This window comes from Lysinibacillus sp. BSL11 (genome assembly GCF_052928325.1).
This window is the reverse complement of the sequence record NZ_JAVGCX010000005.1, coordinates 196,607-209,578: the sequence shown is the minus strand read 5'-3', so window position 1 is coordinate 209,578 and position 12,972 is coordinate 196,607. Positions and strand designations below refer to the sequence as shown.

Genomic DNA, 12,972 nt, shown 5'->3' with positions numbered 1-12,972 from the left:
AACAAGAGGAGTTGAAAGCCTTACTCCTCTCTCTAGTAAGCTAAAATTTACAGTTATCGTCTGTACAAATACCCGCATCACCTGTGCCAGCAATCTTTAGCGATGGTCGTAAACCCTCTTCTTCAGCAACTTTACGCAATGTATCCTCAAATACCTCCTGCGGTTGTGCACCTGAAATACCATACTTACGGTTTAGAACAAAGAACGGTACCCCTCGCACACCAAGCTGGAGACCTTCCTGAATATCCGCTTCTACTTCATTTTTATAAACATCATCGGCAAGAACCTTAGCAACTTCTTCACGCTCTAGCCCTACTTTCTCAGCTATCTCTAATAAAACATCATCTTGACCGATACGCTTTCCTTCAATAAAATGACTGTGTAAAAGTAACTCCACTAGAGCTGTAACATCTCCCTGTTTTTCAGCCCATTTTACAAGCCGATGTGCTTTTAGCGTATTCTCTTCCATCAAATTGCTAAAATCATAGTTTAGCCCTACCTCTTTCGCACGTTCCGTTACACCCATTGTCATTTCCTTTGCCTTCTCTAAGGACATTCCATATTTCTTTGCCAATGATTCATAGACAGTACTATGCGAATCTATTGGAGTAGTTGGATCTAGTTGATAGCTTTTATAGACAAGCTCCACCTGCCCAGAATAGCCAGTATCCTCAATCGCTTTCTCTAATTGTTTTTTACCAATATAACAAAATGGGCATACATAGTCAGACCAAATTTCAATTTTCATTTCTTACTCACTCCTTTTGCTACATTGTAGCGATAGTTGAAATCACAAGGCAATTTTAATGCCTCACTGCATAAATTTTCAAGTTCTTCTACATACTGAACACAAAAACGATGTGAGGTTTCTATATGACACAATCTCTTTGGCTTGCTACAACTGAGTCAGTCTCTTTATCTTCTCTTTCTTCCTCAACAACATGCGATGTATGTATAATCGGTGGTGGCTTAACTGGTTTATATACTGCCTATACTTTAGCAAAAGCAGGTGTGGATGTAGTTCTTCTTGAAGCAAATACCCATTTTGGTCACGGTACGACAGGGCATTCAACAGGAAAATTAACAGCCCAGCATAGTATTGTATATGCAAATCTTTTAGAAAAATTATCTTTAGAAGAGGCACAGCTTTATTATCAACTGAATCAACAAGCCATTGATAAAGCTAGACAAATACTTCCACTAGACAGCGTTCGTTCAGTGGATTCACTGTTATACTGTCAAACAAAAGAAGGCTATGCACAATTATTAAAAGAATGGAATGCCTATAAGGTTTTAAACATTCAGTCTAACCTTACCTCTGACACAGAGCTCCCATTCCCTATTACAAAGGCTTTATGTATGACACAACAAGCACAAATAAATCCTGTTGAAGTAAGTAATTTCCTTACGAAAGAGGCACAGAAGATGGGCGCCAAACTTTATGCAAATACTCGTGTTCAGCAGTTAAACATACCACAAAATAACTTATATACCGAAAAAAATATGTCGGTTCAATATAATAAACTTATTTTATGTTCACATTATCCCATCGAAGCATTTAAAGGACTTAAACTTTTTAAATTATCCAATAGTCGCTCCTATATGGTTGCAAGCAAAACCTCTGAGACTATGCAAGGTCAATATTTATCAGTAGATTTTCCTTCTCGTTCGATACGTACTGCCACGATTAATCAGGAAAATTATTTAGTATTAGGAGGGGCGAATCACATTGCTGGCGAGACCGTTCATACTGAGCCATATTATGAGGCCATTTCTAATGAAATGAAGGAGCATTTTGAACAACAGCCACTCTATCGATGGTCAGCCCAGGATATAGAAACACCTGATATTGTCCCTTATGTTGGAAGAATTACAAACTCCTTACCTAACGTACTAATTGCCACTGGCTATCGAAAATGGGGAATTTCCAATTCCTTTGTCGCTGGTGATATCTTATCGTCTCTTTTAACAGGCTCAAAGATCGAAGAGGGTGCTATCGCTCTTTATTCACCATCACGTACTAAATTCGGTGCCCAATTCATGCAAATGCTGAAAGTAGGAGGCTTTGTTGCCAAGGAATATATAGCTGGGTATATGAGGAATGCCACTGCTCCAACCTGTACTCATTTAGGCTGCAAAACGAAATGGAATGAAGCTGATGAAACATGGGATTGTCCTTGCCATGGTTCCCGTTTTAACGCTAAGGGTGAGGTACTTGAAGGCCCTGCAGTACAACCATTAAAACTCGATTAAAAAAGAGGTTGTCTTAATAGACAACCTCTTTCCTATCTTTATTTTAGTGCTTCTGTTAATACTGGTACAATTTGTTTCTTACGAGAAACAACACCTGGTAATACAACACGATTGTTGACAAGTTCAGCACCGAATCCTTTTGCTGCCGCTTCTGCTACTTGCCCAATTGCAACAGCTGTAGAATCATTATTCAAAATGTCAGTCACAACGAAGAAGAATAGATCTAAGCCATTTTCTGCAACATTTTTATTAAGTAGTATTTCTAACTCCTCTTGACGATTAAGCACATCGTTAACATCAACTGCATTAACTTGAGCTACAACAGATTTGTACTCACCAAATTGAAACTCTTTTGCATCTAATGATAATAAATCTTCTAATGATTTATCAGATAAATCAGCACCTGCTTTTAGCATTGCCAAGCCATACTCTGCAATTTCCACACCAGCAATTTTTGCTAGCTCTTCACCAGCTTTTACATCTTGCTCTGTGCAAGTCGGTGATTTGAATAATAATGTATCTGAAACAATTGCAGATAACATTAAACCGGCAATATTGGCTGGTATCGCTACTTCGTTTTCATTAAATATTTTGTTTAAAATTGTAGCTGTACAACCTACTGGCTCGGCACGATAGTATAATGGATCGGCTGTTTGGAAGTTTGCAATACGGTGATGGTCGATAACCTCTGTAATTTGTACTTCCTCAATGCCGTCAGCTGATTGCTGGAATTCATTGTGGTCAACAAGGATTACCTTGTCCACTTCACCAGCAACAGAAGAAATTAAACGAGGCGCTTCAAAGCCAAATTTATCCAATGCAAATTGGGTCTCATTATTAACATCTCCAAGACGGACCGCCTCAGCTTCTTCACCAATTTGCTGTTTTAAATAGGCATATACAATTGCAGACGTGATTGTGTCTGTATCTGGGTTTTTATGTCCAAAAACTAATACTTTACTCATTGAATTAATTCCTCCTAAAATAGCACTTACATTTATATTTTATTTTATCATACCTTATAGCCTGACAAGTGATAAAGTGAAACTTTGGAACAATTTCGCCTCAGCTTATTTGCCACTGACCCTCACTCTCGGTATAACAAACAGTGCTCATGGCGCCCTACTGTATTATTCAAATTTAATATGCAAATATAATGGCAGCGCTCTAAATCCATACTTTTCAAATAAAATATCTATATTATAACTAGCTTCAGTTGCTATGTATACTTTTAATAGGTCTAATTACTTCTATAAAATTCTCTATTTTTACCAACCTATTTTTAACATTCAATAGTAAAAATGCCTCTTTTTTATAAAATAATTAGTTTATATAGATATTTAGTTGGGTTTTCATATTTAAGTCATCATAATTTTATGCTATCATCAGGTAGTCTATATTTTTGGATATTCAGGAAATGGGGATTACGATGACGAAGAAGATAGAAAAAAAGTACATTCCTTTAGCTAACTATTTTGATGTAGCTTTACAACAAGAAATTACTTTATCCTTTAGTGAATTAGAAAACATTATGGGACAAGCATTACCGAACGCTGCCTACTTAAATAAAAGCTGGTGGAAAAAAACTAAGCCCCCTCTCTCACATTATTTATCATGGACAAATGCAGGCTATTATGTCACTGATGTTAAACTAGGTTCTAGTGTATCTTTCTCACGTACGCAAATGAAGTCTACTGAAAACAACACTTCTAATAGTGAGGAGAATTCATCTGCATACATAATACGAGGGATTGAAGCATCTGATGCTAGATCATTTATTCATTTACAAGAGGAGATTTTTCAAGAAACTGACTTCATGTATAATGTTCAAAACGAGCTAGATCTCACTGTCCAACAACTTCGTAAAAATTTAACCTATTGGAAGCAATTAAAAAACCGTACTATACTACTTTGTGTACTCAACGGAATTTTTGCAGGTTATGCGGTTATTCATGGATATAAACAATCAAAAGCTAGACATGTTGCCTCTATTCGTTTAGCTGTGAAAGCAGAGCATCAACAAAAAGGTATCGGCTCCGCACTGATGAAAGCTGTTGAAAGTTGGTCGAAACAACATGATATTTCCCGTTTAGAGTTATCTGTTATGGAGCATAACAATGTAGCTTTACACCTCTTTACAAAGCTAGGATTTCATCAGGAGGGCATTCGAAAAAATGCCATTAAATTAAATGATACTTTTATTAATGAATATAGCTTAAGTAAAATTCTATAATTCACTTTTCCTAGATGTCTAAATACTATTTGGACATCTTTTTATATAGAAAATTTCAAAAAAATACGCATAGATAGTGTGTTTCAACAAACTATCTATGCGTATTAACATTAAAAAACCTGCTTTTCTCTAACAGCATCTAAGAATAATACATTACTTTCTACTTGCTCATACAATTGCTGATATTTTTCATAGTGGTCTTTATCCTGGTTTATCATTTCCTCTATCAACGCATGCAAAAATGAAATCAAGACTGGGGCAATGTCTAGAGAAGAATGATTTTTAGTGCCGAGGGTAAATAATGCACTGGCATATTCTCGCATAGGCGAAAATGCAGAACCAGTAATGGCAATAATTTTTACTTTCTTTACCTTTGCAATTTCAACAATCGTTTTAATATCCGCAATCTGTTTATCAAAAGATAGTACAATTAAAGTCGTATGTTCGCCCATACTGTTTATTTGATTCACTAAATCATCTGAGTCTAAACGAAGCTGCTTAATATTAGCACGAAGTGTTTTCAATGTATTAGATAACCAATTTGCAACAGATGCATTGTAACGAGTACCTAGAATATAGATATTATCTGCTTCATGCATCCATTTTGAGCAGTTTTGGATCTGCTGATCGTTGATCAAATGAATTGTTTCTTGAATATTTTGGCTATCTCGTTGCATCACCTTACCAAAGCTAGTATTAGTCAGCTTCTTAGTATATGTAGGCTGTAGATTTGCACCTACATCTTGAGACATAATAAAGCCTCTAACTTCCTCTTGCAGTTCTACATACCCTGACAAATCCATAGCATAACAAAATCGAATCACAGTTGATTCACTTACATTAGCCAATCTGCCAACCTCTGCAGCTCCATTAGCAATCACTGTTGTGGGATTATCCATTACAAATTGCGCTACTTTACGCTGGCCCTTTGACAGCCTTACAAACCTTTTCTTTATATCCTCATGAATACTCATTCCTAACAACCTTTCTTTCAATGACCTTATCACGAACGGGAGATTGTTTCCTACTGACTCAAAATTCGATTAAAAATACAGTATCACGATTACAATTTGAATACAATGACTTTTCTGAAAAATCTTCATCGCATTAACCTGCTAATAAAACAATTTAATTTACTCTTTAACCATTTTATATTGATTTGTCATTTTAACAAATAAATCAGTAAAATCGAATAAAAATTAATAAATGCTCATTTTTATGTATTTTTTAAGCGAAATTAGACAAAAATGTCCTAGATCAATTCTCTGATCCAGGACATTCTGTTTCATATTATTCTAATTCAAGCTGCTTCGTTTCCTTACCAAGGAAGATGACCCCTACAACACCGATAATAATTGCCCCACAGAAAATGGCAAAGATAAAACCTATATCATAGCCTGCCGTTAATAAAAACCCAACGAGCAACGGCCCAAAAATACCACCAATTCGTCCAACCGCTGCTGCCATACCAGCACCTGTTCCACGAATAACCGATGGATATTGTTCGGGTGTATAAGCATATAATGCTCCCCAAGCCCCCAAGTTAAAGAAAGATAAAAACATCCCTGAAGTTAGCAATACGGCTAAAGTATCTGCATTTCCAAAAATATAAGCACTCGCTGCAGTACCAATTAGATAGGAAACAAGGACAAATTTACGCCCGAACTTTTCTATAAACCAAGCAGCTGTAAAGTAACCTGGTAATTGAGCTAAAGTCATGATCAAAACATATTTAAAGCTTGTGATCATGTCAAAGCCCTTCCCTACCATCACACTTGGCAACCATAAAAACATGCCATAATACGAAAATACAACCGTAAACCATAATAGCCACAGCATAAATGTAGAACGAGCATACTTTTTTGACCAAACCTCTTTCATATTTTGACCAATGCTCCGTTTTTTCGCTTCTTCCTTCACCGTAAATTGAGGTGAATCAGGCAAATGCCAACGAAGATAAATAGCATAAAACGCTGGAAGTGCTGTTAGTATAAGGGCTACTCGCCAGCCCCATGTGGGAATAATAAAATACGAAATAAGTGCCGCTATTAACCAACCTGCTGCCCAAAAGCTTTCAAGTAACACAACCACACGACCTCTTTCTTTGGCAGCCACACTTTCAGATACAAGTGTTGAAGCTACAGGCAATTCTCCTCCTAGCCCCATCCCTACTAAAAAGCGTAAAATTAAAAATGCAGTTAATGTTGTTGTAAAAGCGGACAAACCACTTGCAATAGAAAAAAGGACAAGTGTCCACATAAATATTTGCTTGCGACCTACTTTATCAGCAAAGACACCGAAAAAGAGAGCTCCTACAGCCATCCCGATAGAATTTATACTACCAATCCAACCCGATTGACTTGGTGATAGTCCCCACTCAGCGGCCAATGCTGCAATGACAAAGGATAGTATACCAACGTCCATTGCATCGAAGAGCCACCCAACCCCCGCTACACCCAATAACTTATTTCTGGAAATGGATTGCTGAGGTTTCTTTGTTACTGCTGTATTTATTGTCATTCTAACCACCTGTCTTTACACATGACTTTACATTATAAGATTACTATACAGTTGTTTCAAGAAAGTGACAAGTACTATTCAAATTACCGAATTGTTTCGACAATTAGTGAAATGGTATTGAAATAATAGTGCTATTTGCGTTAAAATGTCTTTTATACAAAAACAACTGTTCTTTCTATAAGAACAAAAGGAGATCGTTACGTTATGTGGAAAGGCCTTATTGAAGAATATAAACAATTTTTACCCGTAACTGAAAATACACCTGCTTTAACTTTAAACGAAGGCAATACGCCTCTTATACATTTAGTGAATTTATCTAAGAAACTAGGCATTGAGCTTTACGGAAAAATTGAGGGTGCAAATCCTACTGGCTCATTTAAAGACCGAGGAATGGTATTTGCTGTTGCGAAAGCTATCGAGGATGGAAGTCAATGCGTTATTTGCGCTTCTACAGGAAACACTTCCGCTGCTGCGGCTGCCTATGCAACTCGTGCAGGCATCCAATCAATCGTTGTTATTCCAAAAGGTAAAGTTGCTCTTGGAAAGCTAGCACAGGCAACAATGTACGGGGCAAAGATCATTGAAATTGACGGAAACTTTGATGATGCACTCAATATCGTTCGCCAAGTAAGTGAAACGACACCAGTTGCACTTGTTAACTCTGTAAACCCATACCGTATCGAAGGTCAAAAAACGGCTTCGTTTGAAATCGTAGATGCCTTAGGTTCAGCCCCTGATTATTTGTGTATTCCAGTTGGGAACGCAGGTAATATTACTGCATATTGGAAAGGGTTTAAAGAATATCACGCTGCAAAAAATTGTGGTCTACCAAAAATGTATGGCTTTGAAGCTGAAGGTGCTGCAGCAATCGTTAAAGGTGAGCCAATTGCTAATCCTGAGACAGTGGCAACTGCCATTCGTATTGGCAATCCTGCGAGTTGGACATTGGCAGAAGCTGCTCGAGATGAATCTGGCGGTATCATTGATTCTGTTACAGATGAAGAAATTGTAGCAGCCTACAAATTAATTGCAAGTACAGAAGGCATTTTTGTTGAGCCTGGCTCTGCAGCTTCTTTAGCAGGTGTTATGAAATCTGTTGCAAATGGAAAAATCCCTCAAGGCGCCAAAGTTGTAACAATCTTTACAGGGAATGGCCTAAAAGATCCTGATACAGCCATGAATGTATCCACTGTAGAGGTCGTATCCCTTAAAAACGATGAAGAAGAAATTCGTGCATATATTGAGGGTGTACTATGAGTAAAATGTGGCAAATCTCAGTTCCTGGAAGCACAGCCAACTTAGGTCCAGGCTTTGATTCAATAGGACTTGGCTTGTCTCTTTACTTACAGCTTTCTGTTACATTGCAAGAACAATGGGAAATTATTCATCTTGATGATAATGGTCCTAAAGAGTTTGAGCTTGAAGAACACTTGCTATACGTCATTGCTAAAAAAACTGCAGATCTATATGGTCAACAGCTACCTGCCTGTCGTGTGGAGATGGCTAGTGAACTTCCGTTAGCACGTGGACTTGGTAGCAGTGCAGCAGTTATTGTTGCAGGTATTGAGCTTGCTAACCAAGTCTGCGAGCTGGAATTAACAATTCAAGATAAACTCAATCTCTCTTCACAAATTGAAGGACATCCAGATAACGCAACTGCTTCAGTTTTAGGAGGATTAACGATTTCTTCGATGGATGACAATGGCGTAGTCGATACATTCCACATCAATGATATCGATGCCTCCTTTGTGGTATATGTACCAGATGTTGAATTAAAAACGAGCGAATCCCGTTCTGTTTTACCAGAGCAATTTAACCGTTCCTATGCTGTTCATGCCTCAGCAAATGCGAATATGTTAGCCGCTTCTTTAATGGTACGAGATTTTGAACGTGCTGGACGTTATATGGAGGCAGATTTATTCCATGAACCGTTTCGTGCAAAGCTAATTCCTGGTTATGATGAAATTCGTATGGCTGCAAAATCGAACGGTGCATATGGTACTGCTCTAAGTGGTGCTGGACCAACAATGATTTCTATTATTCCTTCTGCTATTGCCTCTGACTTCGTTGAATTAATGAAAAAGCAATTCCCAGAGCATCAAATTATTTTAACAAATGCTGATGAACATGGTGTACAAGTCAATGAATGTGTGAAACGTCTACTTTAATAGTAGGCGTTTTTTCTTGAAAGCAAGTTAGGATAAAACTAATATTATAGAAGTATAGAATTAGACTTTTATACGCGCTTTTCTAAGGAGGAATTATCTTGAAACCCATTATATTCTGTGATTTCGATGGCACAATAACAGAAACAGATAACATCTTTTCACTTATGACTGAATTTGTACCAGAAGAATCTGAGAAAATCGCTCAAGCGATGATGGAACAAACCATTTCATTTAAAGATGGGCTATCAGCAATGTTTCATCTACTTTCTACTCATCAAAAAGGTGAAGTCATTCAATATCTAATGGAGTCGGCAGTCATACGTGAGGGATTTGGTGATTTTGTCCGCTATGCTCAAAACAACGATATTCCATTTTATATTGTAAGTGGCGGAGTTGATTTTTTCATCGAGCCTTTAGTTGAAAAATTTGGTCCCTTTTCAGGCATTTACTGTAATAAAGCGGATTTTTCTGGTAAACAAATAGCGTTGATCTACCCAAATAGCTGCGATGAGGAATGCGCTAAATACAGCACACAAGGATGCGGTTGCTGTAAACCAAGCGTGATGCGGAAGGTTGCTAAGGAGGATCATTATAAAATTGTAATTGGTGATTCTCTATCGGATTTTGAGGCAGCTAAACTAGCAGATATTGTTTTAGCTAGAGATCATCTTATCCAACGCTGTGAAGAGCTTCATGTTCCATATAGACCTTTTACCACATTTCATGATTGTCTAAAAATAGTACAAGAGCTAGTGGAGTCCAAAAAAGCTATTGTTACACGCTAATAGAAAAAAGAAAAAGGAGCCACTTTTACAAAGATGTCTCCCTTTTCCTACTTATTTATGCTAATAATACTAAGCTAATGGCCATGACCGCCATCCCCCCTACTAGACCATACATCGATAAATGTGTTTCATCATATCTTTGTGCAGCCGGTAGCAATTCATCTAGTGAAATAAAGACCATTATCCCTGCAACCCCAGCGAAAACGATTCCAAACATGACATCTGTTAAAAAGGGCATAAGGAGCAAAAAAGCTACTAATGCACCTACAGGCTCTGCCAATCCTGATAAAAAGGATAATTTAAAGGCTTTCCTTCGATTACCTGTTGCAAAGAAAATAGGAACAGATACAGCAATGCCTTCTGGAATATTATGAATAGCAACTGCAATGGCAATAGCAATCCCTACATTCGGATCATTAATAGCTGACATAAATGTAGCGATCCCCTCAGGAAAATTATGAATTCCAATCGCCAGAGCTGTAAAAACGCCCATCTTCATCAAATGTTCTTCATTAACTTGAGGTTTGATGGCATTAACATCCTCTACTAGCTTTACTTCATGAGGATTAGTTGCCTTCGGAATGAATTTATCAATTAAGGCTATAAACAACATCCCACCGAAAAATCCAAGGATTGTCATCCAATAGCCATTGGTTGTACCTAATGCATTGGTTAAAGCATCTTTAGCTTTCACAAATATTTCTACAAGGGATACATAAATCATTACCCCTGCTGAAAAACCCAATGCTAATGATAAAAATTTTGTATTTGTTCTTGAAGTAAAAAATGCTATTAAACTACCTACACCTGTTGCAAGTCCAGCAAACAGGGTTAATCCTAATGCCAGTAAAACATTTCCGTCCATGCCCTTCTTCCTTTGCTCTTTTTCTTATTGTACTCATCTTAACGTAGAAGTTTCCTATACGCAATTCTTTTTTATAAGGCAAATATCATTCTTTACAATGTCTCGGTAAAATGTAAAAAGCAGTATCTATCATAAGAAATAGATACTGCCTGTCTTTTTATTTATGATTAGATTGAAATAAACGTTTACGCCGTTCGTACCAAATGACACAGATGATAAACCAAGTATAGCCGATGCTCCAACCAGCAAGTACATCTGTAGCAAAATGTCGAGCTCCTGCAATACGTGATAAACCAATAAGCACCATTAAAATTGTTGCCCCAAGCCACAGAAGGATTTTACGTCCTTTACTACTATTCTCCGCTAAAATATAAGCAAGTGTAAATAAATAAAGTATACCAGTCATCGAATGTCCAGATGGAAAACTAAAGGATGTCAGTTGATCCTCAATTTCAGGTCGTGGACGCTGCTCCCATTTTTTCAGTAATTGGTTCAGAACATTGCCTGCTGCAAAAGTTAAGACAACAAATAGCATACCTCGATAATTTTTTACCTTCCAAGCTAAATACACCATTAAAACTACTGCAACAGCAACAACAAATTTAGGCTCACCTATATAATGAAAGATCTCAATAAAACGATTACCCAAAAAAAGTTCTGCCATCTTTGCATCAAATGTATTCATCAGCTGACTTTGATAAGTGGCCCTTAATACTATAAAAACAAATAACGTTATAACTGCTAATGGATATGCCCATTTTTTCATTTTTTCACCTCAAAAAACATTCATGCTATGTCCTTCACATCATAACACAAATAAATCTTTTCTGAATGAAATATAGGCCTACATTTTAAGAAAGATTTACACCATTGACCTCTTGATAAATAGAGATAGATTCTTCATCTGGTTTGTTAAAGTAATTGGAAACAGCCAATGCAACAATGAATAAAATGGCTACTATAGGTAGTATTCTTCTAAACATCCTAAACACTCCCTTATTCTTTTACTAGTCCAAATTTGTCTACTTAATTAGCACTGGATCAAAAAGCCAATCTTTTGGACCAAAGTTTGCATCCTTTTCTCCTCTAACCTCACGTGAAATACCATATTTTATAATAGTTTCTCTAAATCTTTTACTAAACAATGTCTTTCTATATAGATATCTTCCGTCATGACTACACTCAGCTGAGTAGAAAACATCACCTTTTAAGTTTTCCAAATCTTCATGATGATAAATATCAGGACCATTAATGACACCATTTAAACCACAACTGCACGGAGGTTGCTCAGTTGCAAAGTATAATTTGACTCTGTCCTTACTACACTCAGGGAGCATTTGTATAGGAATAATTTGATAAGCTGGCTGTTTGCCTTCTTCAGGGCCTTGATGGATCACCTCTAAAAGCTCATAGCCTTCTAGTTTTTCTCTTTTCATTAATGATACTAGTTCCTCAGAAGCTACCCAATAACCATTTACATGCACTAAATGACGATCTTTCATCTGCGTAGTATCGATGACGATTGGTGATAGCTGTTCTTTATCCATGAGCCCACAACACTTACAATGTGTACTCAAAGAAAATAGTGTCCCTTTATCTTCTAAGAACATTTCTGGTGAATTACCTGTTGAATTTAAAGTAAATAATGGTGCTCTTTCATACTCTATATCTGAAAATTCAAAATAAAACCGTTCTCCGATTGAAACGATTCCAAATTCACGCTCTAACGACTCATATAAAGCTGTTACCTGCTCGTATGTTACATCTTCATTTAATGTAAAAATAGGATTAAATTTTGTTTTTAAGTTTCTTTTTCTCAATTCAGGCGCACCAATAGCAATACCATGACGATTATAAACGTTAATAACTTGATCTTGACTAGTTTCATCTATGGAAAACAAATTTTCAAGTTCTACTTTCACAATACACGCCTACCTTTATAAAGTTTTATGGTGAAGTATATTGACTAGCTAGTAACATTCTACAATCTACTAACGCTACTTTATTCATAGATAGTCAGGCTGCTTATTTAATAAAATGATTTATATATTACTCACTAAAGCAAATCTACTTAACCACTGTTAATTTAAGCGTACCAGTAGTTATACCGTTATTTCAACTTCGGGTTTACGCCAATTTTCTGGCGTG

13 protein-coding genes are annotated in these 12,972 nt (G+C 36.8%); 5 read left to right on the top strand and 8 right to left on the bottom strand.

The genetic code is table 11. The annotated features are described in order from the left end of the window. Positions 1-40: 40 nt before the first annotated feature. Positions 41-748, bottom strand: a complete 708-nt coding sequence (locus tag RCJ95_RS07915) for a DsbA family oxidoreductase (RefSeq protein ID WP_446722104.1) — start codon at positions 746-748, stop codon at positions 41-43. A gap of 125 nt (positions 749-873) precedes the next feature. Between RCJ95_RS07915 and RCJ95_RS07910 the strand changes: the two genes are divergently transcribed. Beyond that, positions 874-2,253 (top strand): FAD-dependent oxidoreductase, encoded by a 1,380-nt coding sequence (locus tag RCJ95_RS07910; RefSeq protein ID WP_221681437.1) that lies wholly within the window; start codon positions 874-876, stop codon positions 2,251-2,253. 38 nt (positions 2,254-2,291) lie between these two features. Here RCJ95_RS07910 and RCJ95_RS07905 read toward each other — a convergent pair whose 3' ends face one another. Continuing rightward, complete coding sequence (locus RCJ95_RS07905) at positions 2,292-3,218, bottom strand: manganese-dependent inorganic pyrophosphatase (RefSeq protein ID WP_221681439.1); 927 nt, start codon at positions 3,216-3,218, stop codon at positions 2,292-2,294. 437 nt (positions 3,219-3,655) lie between these two features. Here RCJ95_RS07905 and RCJ95_RS07900 point away from each other — a divergent pair, with 437 nt between their 5' ends. Beyond that, positions 3,656-4,486 carry a GNAT family N-acetyltransferase gene (locus tag RCJ95_RS07900; RefSeq protein WP_255601421.1) on the top strand — a complete coding sequence of 277 codons (831 nt, stop codon included), beginning with the start codon at positions 3,656-3,658 and terminating at the stop codon, positions 4,484-4,486. 110 nt (positions 4,487-4,596) lie between these two features. Here RCJ95_RS07900 and RCJ95_RS07895 read toward each other — a convergent pair whose 3' ends face one another. Together RCJ95_RS07895 and RCJ95_RS07890 are read right to left on the bottom strand one after the other, a co-directional pair. Continuing rightward, a complete protein-coding gene (locus RCJ95_RS07895; protein ID WP_274770474.1) occupies positions 4,597-5,460 on the bottom strand; it encodes a MurR/RpiR family transcriptional regulator in 864 nt (287 codons plus the stop codon). Between the two features lie 316 nt (positions 5,461-5,776). After that, positions 5,777-7,006 (bottom strand): MFS transporter, encoded by a 1,230-nt coding sequence (locus RCJ95_RS07890; RefSeq protein WP_221681445.1) that lies wholly within the window; start codon positions 7,004-7,006, stop codon positions 5,777-5,779. 204 nt (positions 7,007-7,210) lie between these two features. On the opposite strand from RCJ95_RS07890, the gene thrC reads away from it, so the two are divergent. The 3 genes from thrC to RCJ95_RS07875 all read left to right on the top strand — a co-directional run bounded on the left by thrC (position 7,211) and on the right by RCJ95_RS07875 (position 9,959). Further along, positions 7,211-8,263, top strand: a complete 1,053-nt coding sequence (gene thrC / locus RCJ95_RS07885) for a threonine synthase (RefSeq protein ID WP_004231969.1) — start codon at positions 7,211-7,213, stop codon at positions 8,261-8,263. Then, on the top strand, positions 8,260-9,174 hold the full coding sequence (gene thrB / locus RCJ95_RS07880) for a homoserine kinase (protein ID WP_202342256.1): 915 nt from the start codon (positions 8,260-8,262) through the stop codon (positions 9,172-9,174). Before thrC ends, thrB begins: the two co-directional genes overlap by 4 nt. A gap of 98 nt (positions 9,175-9,272) precedes the next feature. Beyond that, positions 9,273-9,959: an MtnX-like HAD-IB family phosphatase gene (locus RCJ95_RS07875; RefSeq protein ID WP_221681447.1), complete on the top strand. Its 687-nt coding sequence runs from the start codon at positions 9,273-9,275 to the stop codon at positions 9,957-9,959. A 55-nt stretch (positions 9,960-10,014) separates the two neighbouring features. Here RCJ95_RS07875 and zupT read toward each other — a convergent pair whose 3' ends face one another. From zupT to RCJ95_RS07855, 4 genes are all read right to left on the bottom strand, one after another. Further along, on the bottom strand, positions 10,015-10,824 hold the full coding sequence (gene zupT, locus RCJ95_RS07870; RefSeq protein WP_016992734.1) for a zinc transporter ZupT: 810 nt from the start codon (positions 10,822-10,824) through the stop codon (positions 10,015-10,017). A 157-nt stretch (positions 10,825-10,981) separates the two neighbouring features. Next, complete coding sequence (locus tag RCJ95_RS07865) at positions 10,982-11,590, bottom strand: phosphatase PAP2 family protein (RefSeq protein WP_221681449.1); 609 nt, start codon at positions 11,588-11,590, stop codon at positions 10,982-10,984. Between the two features lie 85 nt (positions 11,591-11,675). Beyond that, positions 11,676-11,807: a hypothetical protein gene (locus tag RCJ95_RS07860; protein ID WP_255601422.1), complete on the bottom strand. Its 132-nt coding sequence runs from the start codon at positions 11,805-11,807 to the stop codon at positions 11,676-11,678. Between the two features lie 39 nt (positions 11,808-11,846). Continuing rightward, positions 11,847-12,746, bottom strand: a complete 900-nt coding sequence (locus RCJ95_RS07855; protein ID WP_221681452.1) for a hypothetical protein — start codon at positions 12,744-12,746, stop codon at positions 11,847-11,849. Positions 12,747-12,972: the final 226 nt, after the last annotated feature.

Bases quoted from the DNA above. Each gene is read 5' to 3' on its own strand.
- RCJ95_RS07915 (WP_446722104.1), bottom strand. From the start codon at position 748: ATGAAAATTGAAATTTGGTCTGACTATGTATGCCCATTTTGTTATATT.
- RCJ95_RS07910 (WP_221681437.1), top strand. From the start codon at position 874: ATGACACAATCTCTTTGGCTTGCTACAACTGAGTCAGTCTCTTTATCT.
- RCJ95_RS07905 (WP_221681439.1), bottom strand. From the start codon at position 3,218: ATGAGTAAAGTATTAGTTTTTGGACATAAAAACCCAGATACAGACACA.
- RCJ95_RS07895 (WP_274770474.1), bottom strand. From the start codon at position 5,460: ATGAGTATTCATGAGGATATAAAGAAAAGGTTTGTAAGGCTGTCAAAG.
- RCJ95_RS07890 (WP_221681445.1), bottom strand. From the start codon at position 7,006: ATGACAATAAATACAGCAGTAACAAAGAAACCTCAGCAATCCATTTCC.
- thrC (WP_004231969.1), top strand. From the start codon at position 7,211: ATGTGGAAAGGCCTTATTGAAGAATATAAACAATTTTTACCCGTAACT.
- thrB (WP_202342256.1), top strand. From the start codon at position 8,260: ATGAGTAAAATGTGGCAAATCTCAGTTCCTGGAAGCACAGCCAACTTA.
- zupT (WP_016992734.1), bottom strand. From the start codon at position 10,824: ATGGACGGAAATGTTTTACTGGCATTAGGATTAACCCTGTTTGCTGGA.
- RCJ95_RS07865 (WP_221681449.1), bottom strand. From the start codon at position 11,590: ATGAAAAAATGGGCATATCCATTAGCAGTTATAACGTTATTTGTTTTT.
- RCJ95_RS07860 (WP_255601422.1), bottom strand. From the start codon at position 11,807: ATGTTTAGAAGAATACTACCTATAGTAGCCATTTTATTCATTGTTGCA.